Below are 16308 nucleotides of genomic sequence, written 5' to 3' on the forward strand. Positions count from 1 at the left end.
GTCAGTCGGCGGTCCGGCCGATCTGGACGTTCTCCAGGATGCCGACGGCGTCGGGCACGAGGATGGCCAGTGAGTAGTAGGCGGTGACGAGGTACTTGACGACGGCGGCGTCGTCGATGCCCATGAAGCGGACGTTGAGGCCGGGCTGGTGCTCCTCGGGGATGCCGGTCTGGTACAGGCCGACGACCCCCTGGTCCGCCTCTCCGGTCCGCAGCGCGATGATGCTGCTGGTGTGCACGTCGCTGATCGGGATCTTGCCGCACGGGAAGATCGGCACGCCGCGCCAGGCGGGGACCTCGTGCCCGTCGACGTTCGCGGTGCCCGGCACCAGGCCGCGCTTGTTGCACTGCCGGAAGAAGGCCGCGATCGCCTTCGGATGGGCCAGGAACAGCCGGGTCTTGCGGCGCATGGAGAGCAGTTCGTCCATGTCGTCGGGGGTGGGCGGCCCGGTGTAGGTGCTGATGCGCTGGCCGTAGTCGGTGTTGTGCAGCAGCCCGAACTCCCGGTTGTTGACCAGCTCCCACTCCTGGCGCTCGCGGATCTCCTCGATGGTGAGCCGCAGCTGCTGCTGGGTCTGGTCCATCGGTTCGTTGTAGAGATCGGCGACCCGGCTGTGCACCCGGAGCACGGTCTGGGTCAGGGACAGCTCGTACTCGCGCGGGCCGAGGTCGTAGTCGACGAAGCCGCCGGGCAGCGACGGTTCGCCGGCGTGCCCCGCCTGCACCGGCAGCTCGGCCTCTCCCTTGCGGTTCATGGGGAGCCGCTGCCGCTCGGCGTACGCCGCCAGGTGCGCGGCCAGGGACGGCACCCGACCGGTGAACTCCTGGAGGACGTCCCACGGGAGCGCCATGAGGACGCCGGGCGTTTCCGCCCGGACCGAGCTCTGCCACCGCGGATCGGGCCGGCCGAGCGCCTCGTCCCCCATCTGGTCGCCGTCGGTGACGACGCCGGTGACCTCCTCCCCGCCGTACTTGCCGGCCGTGTAGCGCGCGAACCGGCCGTGCACGACGAGGTACGCCTCGGTGGCGGGCTGCCCCGCCTCGAAGAGGACCTGCCCGGCACGGACGTGCCGGACCCGGAAGCGGCCGGCGATGTCCCGGAGCACGTCGAGGTCGTCGTACCCGCGCAGCACCGGCAGTTCGGTGAGGGTGTGCGGGATCACCCTGATGTCGTCCGCGCCGTTCTGCTCGAACTGGACGCGGCCGCGGCCGACCCGGAGCTGTAGGCGCCGGTTGACCCGGTAGGTGCCGCCCTTGACGTCCACCCACGGCAGCGCCTTCAGCAGCCACCGCGAGGTGATGGCCTGCATCTGGGGCACGGTCTTGGTGGTGGTCGCCAGCTGGCGCGCGGCCCGTGTGCCGAGGCTGGTGAGCGAGGATTCCGCGGGTGGTGCGGGAGCCGGCCCTTCGGCGGCGGAATCGGTGGTGTGGTCCGGTGCGGACACTTTCCCTCCCGGGACGTGAACAGAAGTGGTGCAGGCGTCCGGTGGTGCACGGGCCCTCTGCGGGAACCAGCGAAACAGGTGGGAGTCCGCCCCGGAACGGCGTGAAAGGGGGCGGCCTCGCAGGTGGAAGCCACAAACCTCCGGACGGGGCAAACACCGAAAGATCACGCAACCGTGCGCCCCCCACCGCCCCACGCGCCGGGAATACGAACAGTCCCTCCACAAGGACGTCGAGAAGTGCTGAACGTTCCCGCAGCCCCACCGCTCGCGCAACGGCTGCCGGCCCGGACCGGCCCGCGCGAGCGGTGGGGCTGCGGGTGCGCCGAGGGCTACCGGGTCCGGAAGCGGCGGAAGAGGTTGCGGGCCACGTACACTTCGGGACCGCCGAAACCGACGATGTCGACGCGTCCGTCGCCGGTGACGTCGGCGAGGATGCGGAGGTGGCGGTCCACGCGCCAGGCACCGGCGTCGTCGTGGTACCCGAATCCGCGGCACACCAGCTGGGCCTGCTCGAACCTGCCGCCGCCGCGGTGCAGCGCCACCCAGACCCCCTCGTCGCCGAAGCCGACGATGTCGGGGGTGCCGTCGCCGGTGATGTCGGCGAGGATGCGGAGGTGCTTGCGGCCCGTCCACCCCTGGGCGCGCCCGAAGTCGTTCAGGACGAGCTCCGCGGGCTCGAACGTGCCGTCGCCGCGCCCGCGGGCGAGGACGACGCCCTGCGGGCCGAACCCGACGCGGTCCCGGCCCCGGCGACCGTTCTGATCGGCGGGGCGGAACCCTCGTCACCTGCGGCTGCCGCCTGAGCAGTGCTCGCAGGGCAGGGAGTCTCCGAGGGGCGGTTTCGCGCCGACCGCGGAAGACGGGCGGGCCACTCCGGCCTGCCCGTGCCCGGCGACTCACGGCTGGGTGGCGTGTCCGCCCTCCCAGCTGATCTTGACGGTCAGGTGGCCGTCGAGACTGGACTTGGCGATGACGGCACCGGCTTCGGTGCTCAGCCGCACCCCGAACTCCACCTCGATCCTGTCCGGGCACACGGGCGCCTCGCGGAACTGGCCGAGGATCGTGGCCGAGGCGTCCCGCACACTGCTCAGTGCGGACCCGAGCGAGGTCGCCGCGGACCGGACCACGTCCCGGGAGCGGGAGACCGGGCTGATCTCCGGGCCGTCCTCCGCGATCTCCACCAGCACCTCTCCGCCGTTCTCCAGCGTCCAGCGAGCGAGTTCCGTCATACGACACCTCATCCATGAGTGATGTGCGGACTGCGTCCGTACTCCCGGGTCAGGGGCACAGGGCCCCGTCGTACGCCCCGGCCGGGACCAACTTCCCGGTGGTGGCCGCATCGTTGGCCTGGGGCCCCAGGAGCGCGCACACGCGGTCGGCGCCGGGTGGCTTCCCGAGGGGATCGCGCGGGCCGGCCCCGGCCGCGTCCGCCACCCGCTGGAGCGGACTCCGCCCGCCGGAGGCCGCCGACACCACACCCAGCGACGTGCCGTGGACGAGCAGGACCGGCCCGTTCGGGGATTCACCCAGCGGTATCAGCGTCGACCACGGCAGCGGGTACGAGGAGCGGCCGACCCGCTTTCCCGTGGCGAGCGACCGGATGGAGACGCCGCTCACGGCCTTGGCGGCGAGACCGGCATCGCCGTTGACGGCGTCGACATCGGGGGAGAGGGAGAACCAGGCGGCGGTCCCGGTGGAGTTGAGGGCGAGCACCCCGTCCGCCTCCGCGGGGTCGAGACGCGGGACGTACCCCGTCCGCGCGCCGGTGGCGATGTCCCAGGCCCGCAGCTCGGCCGGAGCGCCGGACCGGCCCTTGAGTACCGCGGCGACGGTCCGGCCGTCCGGGCTCGTCACGAAGCTCTGCGTCCGGGCCGGGTCGGCCAGCGCGGTGCGGGTGATCCGATCAGGACCCGTCCGCACCCGGGTCAGGGTCACATCGGTACGTACCGAGGAGTCGTCCGCCTCGGTCTCGCTGAGGATCGCGGACGCGCCGTCCGGGCCCAGCCAGAAGTCGAAGACCGCGCTCCGCCACGGCAGCGCGGCCTTGCGGAGGAGCCTGCCGGTCTTCAGGTCGAGGAGGTACAGGGTGTTGCGTTGGCCCGCGGCCGTCGTGGGCATGATGCTGTCCGGCAGCACCATCCCCAGTACCCGGTTGTTCGGGTCGATGCTCGCGACGAACCGGCCGACCCGGGGCAGCGGGGGGAACGCGGTACCGAACACCACCCGGCGTTCGACCGTGTCGTAGACGACCAGGCAGACCGTCGTGGCGGTGCTCATCGCGTCCGGCACCGGGCAGGAGCCGGGGGCGCCCCGCTTCCCCGTCACGTCGGGGAAGAGCTGGTCGGGGAACGCGAGGTACCGTCCGTCGCGGCCGATCACGGCTTTGTCGGCCAGGTCGTTCGCCGTCAGCACCCCGTCCAGGGGCTCGGCCACCAGCCCGTGCCCGGTGTCCCGCCACGGGACGATCTGGCCGCCCGGGGCGCGGGTGACCAGGGTCCGGCCGCCGGCCGCCACCAGGGGGGTCAGGTCCTGGAGCGCCATCTGGTCGGCGTACGACAGCGGGAGAGGCTTCTGCGCGGTCGGCGGCGGTGCCGGTGAGGCGTCGTGGGGGGCCGTGGTCGCCGCGCCGAGGTTCGGCACTATCCGGTCGACGGGACCCAACCCGCCGAAGACGTCCGGCAGGCCGCTGCCCGGATGCGTACGGTAGGAGCGCAGGCCCAGCTGCATCGCGCCGTAGGAGTCGGCGGAGGCCAGCTCCTCGGCCCTGGTGCGCAGGGTCCCCGCGAGGGACTGCGCCACCTGCTCGCTGCGGTGCTGGTAGGTCAGCGTCCCCGCCACCAGCGCGAGGGCCAGGGCGAGGCCGACGGTGCCGTTCACCCGCCAGCGGCGCACCCGGCCCGCCGCGATGTAGTCGAGCTCGCCGGTCGAGAGATGGGCGTGGTGGGTGCGCACCCACCGGCGGGCGTCCCTCAGCTCGGCACCGGCGAGCACCCGCCTGCCCGGGCGGCCCTGCTCGGACCAGGTCGCCATGCGCTGGCGGAGGGTGTCCTGCCAGAGGCGGAACGCCCGGTGCTCGTCGCCGAGCGCGCGCAGATGCCGCCAGTGCAGCAGGAGCGAGTCGTGCGCCAGCTCGATACCGGAGGCGCCGCTCGGGTCGCCGCCCATCCGGTGCATCACCAGCAGCCGGGACGTGGCCAGGCGCTGCCCGACCAGCCACTGGTCCTCGTCGCACTCGTCGCGCAGCGCGGTGCGGCGCACGGCGAGGTCGCCGTCGGGCAGGGGCCGGACCAACTGGATGAGGAGCCGGTCGGCGACCTCCCGGGTCGCCGGGTCGATGCCGGCCCAGATCCGGTCCGCGTAGCGGGCCAGCGCCTCGGAGATGCCGCCCAGTTCCTCGTACGCCGCGTGGGTCAGCAGGCCCGCCCGCCGGCGCTGCCACAGTTCGGCCAGGGCGAAGGCGAGCAGGGGCAGGGGGTTCGGGGTGTGCGCCAGATCGTCCAGGATGCGTTCGACCAGCCCGTCGGCGAAGGCGACCGTGCCGACCCGTTCCAGGGGCCCGGTCATGACCCGGCGCAGTTCGGCCTGGGTCATCTCGCCCACGGTGACCGGCAGCCACGCCCGGGCGAGTTCGGCGATGGCGCGGTCGGCCAGCGCGGTGCCCAGGAAGGTGTCGCGCAGGTTCACCAGCAGACACAGCCGGGATCCGGGGGCCAGGCAGGGCAGCAGAGCGCGGACGAATGCGGAGCGGTCGGCGTCCGGCGCCGCGAAGACCTCCTCGAACTGGTCCACGCATACGACGAGTTGGTCCGCGCGGTGCTCTTCCAGCACGGCCGCCACGAGGTCGGGCAGCTGTCCGCCGGCCAGCCGGGCCTCGGTCGCGGCGACCGACTCCAGCCGGGCCGCCGGCGCCGTGCGGCCGGGGCGCATCAGCCGATCGAGGGCGAAGGCCAGTGCCGTCAGCGGGGTGGCGGCGTCGGACGGGCGCAGCGCCAGGGGGAGCCGGACGGTGCCCGCGGAGTCGGTGGCACGCAGCCGGGGCACCACGCCTGCGTGCCACAGCGAGGACTTCCCGACGCCCGAACCGCCGATGACGCAGATCAGCGGCGCCCCGGACCGGACCCGGTCGGCGATCTGACCGGCCAGTTCCTCCCGCCCGTGGTAAAGGTCGGCGTCCTGCTCGGTGAAGGGGCGCAGCGCCCGGTACGGGACGCGCTGCTCGATCACCTCGGCCAGCTCGGGCCATGCCGCCAGCAGCATGTCCACCGGGAGCATGTAGCCGATCTTCGCCCCGGCACCGGTGACCCGGTAGCCGACCATGCCCACGGCGGCGTCCGCGTCGGTGCTCCACACCGGGGCGCCGGAGAAGCCGGGGGACAGCATGGCCTGCCGCGCCGGGTCGCTCTCGATCTCCACCCAGCCCGTGGCGACGGGACCGCCCAGCCGCCCGTGCACCCAGGTGCCCAGCTCCAGGCCGCGGGGGAAACCCACCATGACCAGCGAACCGTCCAACTCCCCGCGCCGCCGGCTCAGCACCAGCGGCCGGGCCGCCGCGGGCGGCGGCTCCCGCAACCGCAGCCCGACGACATCCATCCCCTGCTCCGGCCCGGGAGGCCGCCAGGCGACGACCTCGGCGAGCTGCCGCCTGCCGGGAGCGAGCAGCGGGAAATCAAGGCTGACCGAGGCCCCCTCGCGCGGGGCCTCGTCGGCGGACAGCCCGAGAACCCCGGAGACCACGTGCGCAGCCGACACCACGTGCCGGGGCCCGGCGAGAAAGCCGGCCCCGACGGGCTCGTCACCCTCCCAGATCCGGACCAGCCCAGCCTCAAGAGGCAGATGCACAGCAGACCCCCGTGTACCGACTTCTGCCCCAACGGTACCGAGGGGCACCCCCTTCCCGGGCCGGTATGGCAGAAGCCCTCGGATGCCGCACCGACCGCCGCACCGCCTTCCTCCGGGGCGCCGTGTGGTACGTCGGCGAACTCCTGCGCCGCCGCAACGGAGGGGTGGGGACGTTCGAGCCGGACCTCGACACCGGCGAAGTGCCGCCGTTCCACGGGGCGAAGAGCGCGGCGGGCCTCCGGGACACCCCCTGCGCGGGCGCACCCGACACCGGCGCCGGTGAGCACCGGTTCCCGCTGAACCCATGGGGGACGTCCATGACGAGCTGGACGTCCGCGCGCCCGCGGTCCCCGGGGACAGGTCGCTACGATCTTCGCGGGAGGGACCATGATCCGCATTCTGCTCGCCGAAGACATGCACATGATCCGCGGGGCGCTGGTCGCCCTGCTGGCGCTGGAGCCTGACCTGGAGGTCGTCGCGGAGGTGGCGCGGGGGGATGCCGTCGTCCCCGCTGCGCTGGCCCACCGCCCCACCGTCGCCGTCCTGGATCTCGAGATGCCCGGGATGGACGGGCTCACCGCCGCCCGTGGCCTGGCGGCCGCCCTCCCTGACTGCCGGACGCTGATCCTCACTGCTTTCGGCCGCCCCGAGGCGCTGCGTGCGGCCCTCGCCGCCCGGGTCGGTGGTTTCCTGCTCAAGGACGCGCTTCCCGAGCACCTCGCGGAGGCGATTCGCCGCGTGGCCGCCGGGGACCTCGTCATCGACCCGAGACTGGCCGCCGAGGCGCTCACCGCCGAGAAGAGTCCGCTCACGCCCCGGGAGACCGATGCCTTGCGGCTGGCCTCCACCGGCGCCCAGCTCGACGAGATCGCCCGCGAACTGCACCTCTCCCCGGGCACCGTGCGGAACTACCTCGGCGCGGCCGTCGTCAAGCTCGATGCCCGCAACCGACTGGACGCCGTACGGATCGCCCGCGAGCAGGGCTGGCTGGAGTGACGCCCGGTCACCCCGGGACGGGAGCGTGGTCCACCCGGAGTGTCAGGACATAGCCCCGGCCGCCCTCGGCCGGTCCCGCCTCCAACTCCCCTCCGAGCGCAGCCGCCCGCTCCCGCAGGTTCCTCAGCCCGTTGCCACCGGACTCCCTCTCCCCGAGGCCGTCCTGCGGCGTCGGTGCGGTCACCGCCCGGCCGTCGTTCGCCACCCGCAGCGTCCCCGGACCGAACTCCACCTCGCACCGCCGCACCCCCGCCCCGTGCCGCAGCACATTGGTCACGGCCTCCCGCAGGACCGTCGCGCACACCGCCTCCGGCGCCCCACCGACCGCCCCCTGGTCCCCCCGGACCAGCAGCACGATGCCGGCCGCCGCCAGCACCCTCCGGGCCGAGGCCAGTTCCGCCGCCACCGTCAGCACCGCACCGTCCCCCGGGATCGCCCGCAGGTCGGCCAGGGCCCGGCCCGCCAGCGCCGCCGCGTCGGCCAGGTGCGCCGCGGCGCGCCCCGGATCGGGGTCGCGGCGCGCCAGCTCGCCCTTCAACGTGATCGCCGACAGCCCGTAACCCAGGAGGTCGTGGACGTCCCGGGCGATGCGCCGCCGCTCCTGTGCCACGGCCAGTGCGGCCAACGCCGCGCGGTTCTCCCGCACTTGGTGGACCAGACCCGTCAGGAGGGCCAGGCCGTGGAAGACCAGGGCGATCACCACGATGTCCAGCACGAGGAGGGCGGCGCCATGTGCGTCCGGCCCGTCTTCCCGTAGCGACACCGCCACCGTGACCAGGGCGACCAGTGCCGCGGCCGCCGGCCAGGCGAGCCGTCCCGGCAGGACGACCAGCAGGGAGGCCACCGCGAACGCCGCGACTTGGGGGTACGGCCCGTCCGGTGCGGCCAACACGCCCAGCACGAGCGCGAGTTGCGCTCCCAGTGTCCACCTCGCGCGGCGGGGGCGTACGCCCGGTGGGCGGGGCATGGAGTGATACGCCTGGAGCCCGACGACCGCCACCAACGCGGCCGTGTACGCCGCGAGCCGTGCGCCCGCCACCCCGCTGCCGATCAGGAAGGCCGTGCCCACGACCAGGTACTCGATGTGGGTCGCGACCACGATGGGCCAGGCCAGCCGGGGCGTCACGGCGCCCGGCGGGGTGCCCGGCGCGGCGGGCGACTGCGCGGTCGGCGCGGTGCGCACTCGCCCCGCCGCCCGCCGTGCCGCCGACACCAGCTCGTGCGCCGCCTCGGGGCCGCGCCCGGCCAGCCGGATGATCTCCGCGAAGGCTGCGCCCAGCACCGCGTCCAGGTCCCGTCCGGCCTGCTCCCGCTCGGCCGCGACCCGGGCAGCCGCCAGTGCGGTGCGGGTCGCGCGCAGCTCGACGTAGAGGTCGGTGAGCCTGGTCAGCGCGTAGACGATCAAACCCTGGGCGACGGCGTTGCCGATGCCGTTGAGCGTGGCGTAGATCCCGCCGTCGCCCGGTGCGAGCGGCCCGGCGGTCAGCGCGATGACCGCGAACAGGGCCCAGCGGACGGGCCGTTCGACGACCAGGAGCACGGAGGCGGCGAGGAAGCCGGGCAGCCCCGACCAGGGCGCGAGCAGGATCTGCGCGGCGAGGGTCCAGGCGCCGCGCAGGCGCCGTGTCCGGGGCAGGCAGGTGACGAGTTGGAGCACCAGCATGGGGACGGCGGCCGGGCGCGGGAGGAGGGCGCCGGGTTCCACGGAGAACCCGAGGAGAACGATGACGAGGATCACGGAGACCACCGCGGGGCGGGGACCGGCCCCGGCGTCGCTGTCGGCGTCCGCGCCGGCTCCGGCGTCGGACCGGCGTCCGCACCCGCGCCGAAGCACCTTCCCACTCCCGATCATGACGTCACGTTAGCCGCCCCGTATGCGCCGCACCCGCCCCACCCATGTGGAATGCACATCGGCCGATGCGCCTCGCACTGCCGCCGGACCACCCTCGAACGAGATCGTCGACACATGCGAAAGACCCCGACGCGGGCCCTTGCCACGATCGCCGCCACCATGACGCTCACCACTGCCGCGCTCCTCTGCGCCGCGCCCGGCCACACCGCCGCCCGCGGTCACGCCGCGGCCCCGGGCCGTGCGGCCGCTCTGCCCGACCTCGCCTCACGTGTCGACACCGCCGTCGCCGGCTACCTCGGGCACGACCGCATCCCCGGCGCGGCCGTCACCGTCGTCTCCGGTGGCCGGACCGTGCTCACCAAGGGCTACGGCGTCGCCGACGTCCGCACCCGAACCCCCGTCGACCCCCGCCGCACCGGATTCTTCCTCGGCTCGCTCGCCAAACTCTTCACCGCCCAGGCCGCCTCCCAGCTCGTCGCCACGGGCACGGTCAACCCCCGGGCCGACGTCAACGACTACCTCCGCACGGTCACCGTCCCCGACACCTACCCCGGCAGGCCCGTCACCCTGGACCACCTCCTGACGCACACCGCGGGATTCGACAGCGACCTCGTCGGCCGCAACAAGGCGACCGCCGAGGACGTCGAACCGCTCGCCGAGAGCCTGGTGACGCGCCGCCCGCCGCGGCTCCGCGCCCCCGGCACGACGGTGGCCTACGACAACTACGGCTACGCGCTCGCCGGGCAGCTCGTCGCCGACGTCTCCGGCCGGCCCTTCCCCGCCTACGTCGACGCGCACATCCTCAAGCCGCTGGGCATGGACCGCTCCACGTTCGCCCAGCCGCAGCCCGCCAGGATCGCGGCGGACCTCGCCCGCGGCTACCGCCCCACCGGTGCCGCCGGCTGGACGGAGGACAAGGGCCAGTACGGGGCGTGGAGCCCGTCCGGGCCGGGCGCCGTCACCACCGCCGCCGACATGGGCCGCTGGATGGCCGACCAGCTGACCGGCGGCTCGGCGGCGGCCCGTCTGATGCAGCGCACGCACTACCGGCAGGACACGCGCCTGCCCGGCCTCGGCTACGGCTTCGAGGAGTGGCGGCGCGGCGCGCGCACCGGCTGGTACAAGGACGGCGACATCCCCGGCTTCCACTCCGGTGTGCTGCTGCTCCCGGGCCGTGACCTCGGGGTGTTCGTCGTCTTCAACGGCGACGGCACGGGCGGCCGTGCCAACTGGGACGGCAAGGACCTGATCAACCGGATCGTGGACGCGATGGCCCCGGACGGCCGCGGCGCCGCCCACCCCCCGCACGACGTGGCCGACTCCGCCGTGGCCTCGTACACCGGCAGCTACCGGGCGGCCCGGGTCAGCCGCACCGGCCTCATGGCGGTCGAGGGCCTGGTCGGGGCCGTCACGGTGGAAAGGGACGGCGCGAACGGGCTGCGCACCACCGGTCTCTCCCTCGACCCGGACCGACCGGAGCAGCGGTGGGCCGCGCTCGGCGGCGGGCTGTTCCGGGAACGCGACGGTGACGGCGGCGGCGCGACGATCGCCTTCGACAAGGGCGGGATGCTGGTCTCGTCGGTGATGCCGTCGACGGCCTACGAGAGACTGACGTGGCGGCAGTCCCCCTCGCTGCACATGGCACTGCTCGGCTTCGGCACGGCGGGCCTGGTGCTCGGCGCGGGGGCCTACCCGGTGACGGCACTGGTACGGCGGTTCCGGGGCCGTCCCCGGTACCCGCGGGCGGCGCGGGCCGCGCGGGCCACCGCCGCGGCGACCGGGCTGCTCGCGGCCGGTTTCACCGCGGCGCTGGCGAGCGTGGTCGCGGACGGCAACGCGATGATGGAGACGGTGCCGCTGGGATCACCGCTGCTGTCGGTGGTGACGGGGCTGGGCGCGGCGCTCGTGCCCGCGACACTGGGCCTGTTGGCGGGGGCCGTCGCGGCCTGGCTCCGCGGCTGGTGGGGCGTCGCCGGCCGGGTCCTGTTCACGCTGACGGCGGGGGCCGCCGTCGCCATGGTGGGCATGCTCTTCCAGTACCACCTGGTCGGCGGCCCGTTCGCCTGGCTCACCGCCTGACCTCCCTCCACGCCTGACCTCCCTCCATCGGGCTCCCCTTCGCCGCGGCATCCGGCCGCGGCGAAGGGGAGCCCGCACCCACCGTTTCGTGGACGCGCAGGGAAGGGCACGTGAGCCGCTGCGCCCAGAACATCAGACCCCATGCCCGGATGTGTCATCCCTATCGGTTTCCTGGCGGAAAGACGTCTGGGCCGCGAGAGCAGCCAGGCCATAACGTTCACAGGGAGACGAATACCGTCTCATCAGTGAATGGGGGATTTGTATGAAGAAGGGTCGTATAGCAAGGACAGGAGCCTTCCTGGCACTGGCCTTGGGGGGAGCGATGGCCCTCTCACCGAGCGCGGTAGCGGACAGCGGGTCGCCGGTGACCGCCGTCCGTGCGTCCAGCCCTTCCGCGGCGCAGGCATGCTGGGGCCGGCCGGAGCACGGCAGCGCGGGCCACTACGGGAACAGCGGCTGGTGCGACTCGGGGCGGTACCGCCAGGTGATCAGGTGCCAGACCCTGGGTGACTACCGCTACGTGCACTACGGCCCCTGGGTATGGGCGCCCGAGAAGAGCACCGCGTGGTGCAACCTCGGCGACCGGGTCATCGGAACCTGGCTGGAGTAGGTCAGGCCCGCCTTCGCAGGAGGCGCGCCGAACCGCACGTGATCGGCGGACCGACCGCGTCCGCCGACGCAGAAGGTCCCCTCCGCGGAGGGGACCTTCTGCGGAGCGCCCGGCAGGCAGGGCGCCTGCCTCTCCGACCCGGCCGGCGCCCCGCGCTCGGGCTCCGCCGGGTCCGCCGTCAGTGGTTCTCGCAGAGGGCGGTGGACGCCGCGGTGGACGCCTTGGCGATCGCGGCCTCGGAGTTGAGGGACGCCTCCGAGTTCGTCATCAGCGACACGTGACGGCCGTCCGCGGTCGCCGCGGGGAACGACAGGTAGCCCGGCACGCCGCCGAGGTGTCCGAACGCGACGCCGCCGCAGGGCAGAGGGAGCCGGTCCAGCCCGAGGCCGTACGGGGCGTGGCTCAGCCCGTCGCGCACCAGCGCGGCCAGGCTGTAGGTGCCGTCCGGATCCGCCCGCGGCCGGGGGACGTTGGTGGGGATGCCGCTGGTGTGCTGGAGGAGTTGGCGGACGGTGATGGTGTTGCCGTCGTCACCGTTCCCGTCGGCCACACCCGGCAGGTACCGCTCAATCGCCGCGTCGAGGTCGGCCTTGCCCTCGTCGACCAGTTGCAGCACCACCGCGGCGGTGAAGGTCTTGGTCTGGCTCCCTCGGGGCGTGCGGCTGTCAGGCGGGCTGCGGGACGGGAGCCGGGGCGTCGGCCTTGTGCGCCTTGCCTGTCTCGCGGAGGGTCAGGAGACCGATGGCCGCGATCACCGCCGAGGTCAGGCCGTGGATGCCGAACGCGGCGGCGCCGGGGCCCTGGTGGGCCAAGACGTTGATCATGTCGCCGAACGGGGCGACGGCCTCCATCAGCAAGACCCAGCCCAGGGCGCGGCGGTGGCCGGTCACCAGCAGGACGCCGATGACCAGGCCCATGGCGAGTTCGCGGGTGCCCTTCATGATGAGGAAGCCGTCGCCGTTGCGGGCGGGCCAGTTCGGCAGGCCCACACCTTGCGTGGACGCCACCGGCGCCAGGACGAAGGACAGTCCGAGGTAGAGGACGAACAGGGCGCAGGCGGTAGCCAGGACGGTGTTGACGTTCTTCAGCGACATGGTGCTTCTCCTTCGGCGTTCGGACGGGGGCGGGCGGGGTGCAGCGCGGCACGGTGGGGATGACGGGTCATACGTCGATCTGCTCGAAGATGTGCGGGTACGACACGATGTCGTCGGGGAACTCGGCTGCCATGCGCCGGAACTCCGGGCTGCCGAACGCGGTGGCGAGCGCCTCGGTCGACTCCCAGACCGCGAGGTTCATCAGCAGCTGACTGTTCGCCGTTCCCTTGTGCATCCGCAGGGAGACGAAACCGGGCTGCGCCTTCATGAACTCGGCCTGCCGCCGGAAGAGCGGCAGGAACGACGCGTACCTCTCCTCCGGTACGACGAAGGTGTTGGCCAGCACGATGGGCCCGGTCACCTCCTTGAACTGCGCGAACATCGGCGTGTTCGGGTCGAGGCTCTGGAGCTTGGCCATTTCGGTACGTCCTCTCGCTCTTGGTTGTCCGCTCGGAGGTGTCTGGCCGACACGCGCGGTCAACACGTGTTGTCAACATGCGTTGGCAAACGTAGGGGTGCGGCCCTGGACTGTCAACAGTCGTTGGCCTACATTCGTTGGCATGAGCAGCACGGAGAACCAGCAGGCCGTACGGCGTTCCGACGCAACCCGCGCCGCGATCCTCGCCGCGGCCCGCGAACGGTTCGCGGCGGACGGCTACGAGAGGGCGACCATCCGGGCCATCGCGCGCGACGCGAAGATCGATCCGTCGATGGTGATGCGCTACTACGACAGCAAGGCGGGCCTGTTCGCAGCTGCCGTGGCGATCGACCCCCACCTGCCCGACCTGCCCGTCGAACCGCGCGAGGCGATCGGCCGGACGCTGGTGAGCCACTTCCTGACCCTGTGGGAGGAGCACGAGGAGCTCACCGCACTGATGCGGGTCGGCGCCACCGATCCGGCCGCCGCCGACCGCATGCAGAGTGTGCTCCGCGAGCAGTTGATCCCGCTGGCCCGCCGGGTGGGCCCCGAGCCGGAACAGGCTCCGATGCGGGCGGCACTGTGCGCCGCGGCCGTGCTGGGCCTCGCGCTGACCCGCTACGTCCTGCGGTTCCCGGCGAGCGTGGCGCTCGGCCACGAGGAGATCGTGGACTGGCTCGGTCCCACGGTCCAGCGCTATCTCACCGCTCCCACGCCCTGAATGCGGCCGGGTCGGCACGCCGGTTCGCCGTCAGAGCCAGCCGTTGCGGCGGAAGGCCCGGTACAGCAGTCCGGCTCCCAGTGCCATCACGGCGAGCGCGCAGGGGTAGCCGTAGCGCCAGTCCAGTTCGGGCATGTGGGTGAAGTTCATGCCGTAGATCCCGGTGACCATCGTGGGGATGGCGAGGATCGCGGCCCATGCGCTGATGCGGCGCATGTCGTCGTTCTGCCAGGTGCCCACCTTCGCCAGATGGGCGTCCAGGACGGAGACGAGCAAATCGTCCAGGGCGCGGACTTCGGTGTCCGTGCGCGTGAGGTGGTCGGTGACGTCACGGAAGTACGGCAGGACCTGCTGCGGCCAGTCATCCCGCGCCGTGGTGAAGGGCTGCATCACCGGGACGAGCGGCTGGACGGCGTCGCGGAACTCCACCACCTCGCGTTTGAGCGAGTAGATCCGCTCGGTCAGGTCCTCGCGGGCGGCCGAGAACACGCACTGCTCCAACTCCGTCAAATCGGCGCGTAGTTGGGCGGCGGCCTCGGCGTAGGCGTCGACGATCACATCGGTCACCGCGTGCAGGACGCCCACCGGCCCGAGCCGTGCCATCTCCGGCTGCTGCGAGAACCGGCGCGCAGCCTCGGCCGTGGGATCGTCCGCGCCGTGCCGTACGGTCAGCGCGAAGGACGGGCCGAGGAAGATCATCACTTCGCCGGTCTCCACCTCCGCGGTCTGCTCGACGACCCACAGGCTCTTCACGGCGACCGCCAGAACGTCGCCGTAGCGTTCCTGTTTCGGTCGTTGGTGGGCCTGGACCGCGTCCTCGATGGCCAGCGGATGCAGCTTCAGGTACGCGCCGAGCCGGTGCAGCTCCTCCTGTCGGGGCTGGTCCATGCGGATCCAGGCGAACTCATCCTGTTCCAGTCCGGCCAGACGGTCCAAGGCGGCCTGGCAACCCCCGTCCTGCTGCCGGCAGTCGATCGGCTCGCCTTCGCCCGTCCGCTCCTGGTAAATCACACACTCCATACCTTCTCGGATGCTTCCGCCGCCGCATTCCATGCCCATGCTTTCGCACGGCAGCGTCCTTCACCGCCCGTCCGCACCTGACCGTCACTGTGCCTTCACAGGGGGTGGCTGCCGGCCACCTCGGGCCGACAGCGGCCTGGGCACACGCGCCGTAGCGCACCTGCGGGGGAGTTCGTCCTCTCGTGCGGCGTGCCCGGGTGGGGCGGTGGGTTGGTCTGTTCGGGTGAAGTCGGGTCAAGGGTGTGGCGGCGTATTGGCTATTTCGGGTTAATGGTGGTGACCGTTTTCCGGCGGGTTGCCCATCTCTCCGGGAGAGAGGCAACCCCTGTGGTGCGCCGGTGCGTTGGTCCGTAGCGGTGTGTCCTTTCTCTGTCCCGGTGTGCAAGCGGTGATCCGGTTCGCGTACGCCGGCGCCGTGCGACGCTGGCCCCGGTGGGATTTCCAGGGCGGCCCTCTCAGCTGAGAGAGGTGTGTCATGGAATCGAGTACATGGTGGTTGGCGGCTCCGGCGGTAGCCCGCGGGGTTCGGCCGGTCGTACCGGCGGGTGGAGCAGAGGTGGCCGCCGTACGGGGGCTCGTGGCCACGCCGTTCAGTGCGGCGTTCTCCACGGTGACGATCCCGGCGGGCACGAGCCCGATTCCGGTGGCAGTGGCGCCGAACGGCAACGTCTACGTCGGCAACGCCAATTCCAACACCGTGACGGTGATCAGCAGCACCACGAACACCGTCCTGGCCACCGTCCCTGTCGGCTCGAACCCGGCCATGATCGCGGTGGCGGCGAACGGCAACGTCTACGTCACCAACCAGAGCTCGAACTCCGTGACGGTGATCGACAGCTTCACGAACACCGTCCTGGCCACCGTACCCGTCGGCGCGGGCCCGTTCGCGCTGGCGGTGGCGCCGAACGGCAACGTCTACGTCGCCAACAGCACGTCGAACAACGTGACGGTGATCGACAGCGCCACGAACACGGTCCTGGCCACCGTCCCCGTGGGCGCGGTCCCGGATGCGGTGGCGGTGGCGGCGAACGGCAACGTCTACGTCGCCAACCGGAACGCGGGCACCGCGACGGTGATCAACAGCGCCACGAACACCGTCATCACCACCCTCCCCACCGGTGGCTTCCCGGGCGCGGCGGCGGTGGCGCCGAACGGCAACGTCTACATCGCCAACCAGACCTCGAACAACGTGACGGTGATCGACAGCGCCACGAACACGGTCCTGGCCACCGTCC

General features: G+C 72.7%; 13 protein-coding genes and 1 pseudogene. 5 read left to right on the forward strand and 9 right to left on the reverse strand.

Annotated features, from left to right (window positions below):
• Window position 1 precedes the first annotated feature (1 nt).
• The 4 genes and pseudogenes from MUU72_RS22830 to MUU72_RS22845 all read right to left on the reverse strand — a co-directional run bounded on the left by MUU72_RS22830 (window position 2) and on the right by MUU72_RS22845 (window position 6283).
• A complete protein-coding gene (locus MUU72_RS22830) occupies window positions 2–1444 on the reverse strand; it encodes a family 2B encapsulin nanocompartment shell protein (RefSeq protein ID WP_248015227.1) in 1443 nt (480 codons plus the stop codon).
• A gap of 329 nt (window positions 1445–1773) precedes the next feature.
• A pseudogene (locus MUU72_RS22835) lies at window positions 1774–2184 on the reverse strand (FG-GAP repeat domain-containing protein); the annotation flags it as partial.
• Window positions 2185–2340: 156 nt separating this feature from the next.
• On the reverse strand, window positions 2341–2673 hold the full coding sequence (locus tag MUU72_RS22840; RefSeq protein WP_248015228.1) for a CU044_2847 family protein: 333 nt from the start codon (window positions 2671–2673) through the stop codon (window positions 2341–2343).
• Window positions 2674–2722: 49 nt separating this feature from the next.
• Window positions 2723–6283 (reverse strand): nSTAND1 domain-containing NTPase, encoded by a 3561-nt coding sequence (locus MUU72_RS22845; RefSeq protein WP_248015229.1) that lies wholly within the window; start codon window positions 6281–6283, stop codon window positions 2723–2725.
• A gap of 387 nt (window positions 6284–6670) precedes the next feature.
• On the opposite strand from MUU72_RS22845, the gene MUU72_RS22850 reads away from it, so the two are divergent.
• A complete protein-coding gene (locus MUU72_RS22850) occupies window positions 6671–7279 on the forward strand; it encodes a response regulator transcription factor (protein ID WP_248015230.1) in 609 nt (202 codons plus the stop codon).
• Between the two features lie 7 nt (window positions 7280–7286).
• Here the strand turns inward: MUU72_RS22850 and MUU72_RS35400 are convergent, their stop codons facing one another.
• The gene (locus tag MUU72_RS35400) at window positions 7287–9131 is read right to left on the reverse strand and encodes a sensor histidine kinase (protein ID WP_282504460.1); all 1845 of its coding nucleotides are present in this window, start codon (window positions 9129–9131) and stop codon (window positions 7287–7289) included.
• 114 nt (window positions 9132–9245) lie between these two features.
• Here MUU72_RS35400 and MUU72_RS22860 point away from each other — a divergent pair, with 114 nt between their 5' ends.
• Both MUU72_RS22860 and MUU72_RS22865 read left to right on the forward strand, forming a co-directional pair.
• Complete coding sequence (locus MUU72_RS22860; protein WP_248015231.1) at window positions 9246–11210, forward strand: serine hydrolase domain-containing protein; 1965 nt, start codon at window positions 9246–9248, stop codon at window positions 11208–11210.
• A gap of 322 nt (window positions 11211–11532) precedes the next feature.
• On the forward strand, window positions 11533–11820 hold the full coding sequence (locus tag MUU72_RS22865) for a hypothetical protein (protein ID WP_248015232.1): 288 nt from the start codon (window positions 11533–11535) through the stop codon (window positions 11818–11820).
• 178 nt (window positions 11821–11998) lie between these two features.
• Here the strand turns inward: MUU72_RS22865 and MUU72_RS22870 are convergent, their stop codons facing one another.
• From MUU72_RS22870 to MUU72_RS22880, 3 genes are all read right to left on the reverse strand, one after another.
• Window positions 11999–12439: a serine hydrolase gene (locus tag MUU72_RS22870; protein ID WP_248015233.1), complete on the reverse strand. Its 441-nt coding sequence runs from the start codon at window positions 12437–12439 to the stop codon at window positions 11999–12001.
• 46 nt (window positions 12440–12485) lie between these two features.
• Window positions 12486–12914 carry a DUF4267 domain-containing protein gene (locus MUU72_RS22875; RefSeq protein WP_248015234.1) on the reverse strand — a complete coding sequence of 143 codons (429 nt, stop codon included), beginning with the start codon at window positions 12912–12914 and terminating at the stop codon, window positions 12486–12488.
• Window positions 12915–12981: 67 nt separating this feature from the next.
• The gene (locus MUU72_RS22880; protein WP_248015235.1) at window positions 12982–13332 is read right to left on the reverse strand and encodes an antibiotic biosynthesis monooxygenase family protein; all 351 of its coding nucleotides are present in this window, start codon (window positions 13330–13332) and stop codon (window positions 12982–12984) included.
• A 142-nt stretch (window positions 13333–13474) separates the two neighbouring features.
• On the opposite strand from MUU72_RS22880, the gene MUU72_RS22885 reads away from it, so the two are divergent.
• Complete coding sequence (locus tag MUU72_RS22885) at window positions 13475–14053, forward strand: TetR/AcrR family transcriptional regulator (protein ID WP_248015236.1); 579 nt, start codon at window positions 13475–13477, stop codon at window positions 14051–14053.
• Between the two features lie 30 nt (window positions 14054–14083).
• Here the strand turns inward: MUU72_RS22885 and MUU72_RS22890 are convergent, their stop codons facing one another.
• Window positions 14084–15073 carry a magnesium and cobalt transport protein CorA gene (locus tag MUU72_RS22890; RefSeq protein ID WP_248015237.1) on the reverse strand — a complete coding sequence of 330 codons (990 nt, stop codon included), beginning with the start codon at window positions 15071–15073 and terminating at the stop codon, window positions 14084–14086.
• 556 nt (window positions 15074–15629) lie between these two features.
• Between MUU72_RS22890 and MUU72_RS22895 the strand changes: the two genes are divergently transcribed.
• The coding region (locus MUU72_RS22895) for a Vgb family protein (protein WP_372503242.1) at window positions 15630–16308 on the forward strand (679 nt) is incomplete at its 3' end.

The sequence above is a fragment of the Streptomyces rhizoryzae genome, assembly GCF_023155275.1.
GTDB lineage: Bacteria > Actinomycetota > Actinomycetes > Streptomycetales > Streptomycetaceae > Streptomyces > Streptomyces rhizoryzae.

Excerpts from the sequence above, each read along its gene's own strand:
- MUU72_RS22865 (WP_248015232.1), top strand. The coding sequence starts at position 11,533 with ATGGCCCTCTCACCGAGCGCGGTAGCGGACAGCGGGTCGCCGGTGACC.
- MUU72_RS22840 (WP_248015228.1), bottom strand. The coding sequence starts at position 2,673 with ATGACGGAACTCGCTCGCTGGACGCTGGAGAACGGCGGAGAGGTGCTG.
- MUU72_RS22875 (WP_248015234.1), bottom strand. The coding sequence starts at position 12,914 with ATGTCGCTGAAGAACGTCAACACCGTCCTGGCTACCGCCTGCGCCCTG.
- MUU72_RS35400 (WP_282504460.1), bottom strand. The coding sequence starts at position 9,131 with ATGATCGGGAGTGGGAAGGTGCTTCGGCGCGGGTGCGGACGCCGGTCC.
- MUU72_RS22860 (WP_248015231.1), top strand. The coding sequence starts at position 9,246 with ATGCGAAAGACCCCGACGCGGGCCCTTGCCACGATCGCCGCCACCATG.
- MUU72_RS22850 (WP_248015230.1), top strand. The coding sequence starts at position 6,671 with ATGATCCGCATTCTGCTCGCCGAAGACATGCACATGATCCGCGGGGCG.
- MUU72_RS22880 (WP_248015235.1), bottom strand. The coding sequence starts at position 13,332 with ATGGCCAAGCTCCAGAGCCTCGACCCGAACACGCCGATGTTCGCGCAG.
- MUU72_RS22890 (WP_248015237.1), bottom strand. The coding sequence starts at position 15,073 with ATGGAGTGTGTGATTTACCAGGAGCGGACGGGCGAAGGCGAGCCGATC.
- MUU72_RS22885 (WP_248015236.1), top strand. The coding sequence starts at position 13,475 with ATGAGCAGCACGGAGAACCAGCAGGCCGTACGGCGTTCCGACGCAACC.